At 48.7% G+C, this 1,264-nt stretch carries 3 rRNA genes; all 3 read right to left on the bottom strand.

Features of this window, described 5'->3' with window-relative positions:
• Positions 1-306 (bottom strand): 23S ribosomal RNA (locus tag AB5706_RS23005); the annotation flags it as partial.
• Positions 307-591: 285 nt separating this feature from the next.
• Positions 592-709 (bottom strand): 5S ribosomal RNA (rrf, locus tag AB5706_RS23000).
• Positions 710-777: 68 nt separating this feature from the next.
• Positions 778-1,264, bottom strand: a 16S ribosomal RNA gene (locus tag AB5706_RS22995); the annotation flags it as partial.

Here is a 1,264-nt window from a genome sequence, read left to right as displayed (position 1 = left end):
ATGCAGTCCGTAACCCCGGAATGCACGCATTCCGGTTTAGGCTCTTCCGCGTTCGCTCGCCGCTACTTGCAGAATCGAGTTTTCTTTCTTTTCCTCCGGGTACTTAGATGTTTCAGTTCCCCGGGTTCCCTTCCATACGTTATGGATTGGCGTATGGATGACAGAGGTGTGCTCTGCCGGGTTTCCCCATTCAGAGATCTCCGGATCAAAGGATATTTGCTCCTCCCCGAAGCTTATCGCAGCTTATCACGTCTTTCTTCGGCTCTTAGTGCCAAGGCATCCGCCCTGTGCCCTTATTGCTTGACCTTTCGCTCATCACCCTAGCGTAGGTGATGCGGTCTTTTGATTCTCATTGTTGATCTTCGTCTGCTCTCACAGACTAAATCGATGTCTTCCTATCTTACGTTTTAACGTTTGTATCAAGGATATTTGATTAAACTTTAATCAAATTTACATGTATGCAGTTTTCAAGGTACAATCTTTTAATCTGACTGAATGTTTATCAGTCATCAGAACCTATAAACTGTTTTATAAATTCTGATCACTGGTAAAACCAGTTACAATTAAAAATCTTATATATTTTCTTTTTTAATCCGGCGCCCACCTGCTCTCCCACATCGTCTCCAATGCAGTACCATCGGCCGCTTAGGTCTTAACCGTCGTGTTCGGGATGGGAACGGGTGTTTCCCCTAAGCGCATCGACACCGGAAATATTTAATTGTCTTTCCTTGATAACTCAACAGTAAAACACATTTTTCTTCTCTACTTCTTCCTTAGAAAGGAGGTGATCCAGCCGCACCTTCCGATACGGCTACCTTGTTACGACTTCACCCCAGTCATCGGTCCCGCCTTCGGCAGCTCCTCCCTTGCGGTTAGGTCACTGACTTCGGGCGTTACTGACTCCCATGGTGTGACGGGCGGTGTGTACAAGACCCGGGAACGTATTCACCGCGGCATTCTGATCCGCGATTACTAGCGATTCCAGCTTCGTGCAGTCGAGTTGCAGACTGCAGTCCGAACTGGGACGTTATTTTTGAGATTTGCCCACCCTCGCGGGTTCGCTTCCCTTTGTTTACGCCATTGTAGCACGTGTGTAGCCCAAATCATAAGGGGCATGATGATTTGACGTCATCCCCGCCTTCCTCCAGGTTATCCCTGGCAGTCTCCTCAGAGTGCCCGGCCGGACCGCTGGCTACTAAGGATAGGGGTTGCGCTCGTTGCGGGACTTAACCCAACATCTCACGACACGAGCTGACGACAACCA

Source organism: Ruminococcus sp. RTP21484sp1_RTP21277st1_D2_RTP21277_210401 (assembly GCF_040924225.1).
Lineage (GTDB): Bacteria > Bacillota > Clostridia > Lachnospirales > Lachnospiraceae > Blautia_A > Blautia_A faecis.
Note: the sequence above shows the minus strand (reverse complement) of the source record. Positions and strands in the feature narration are given on the sequence as shown.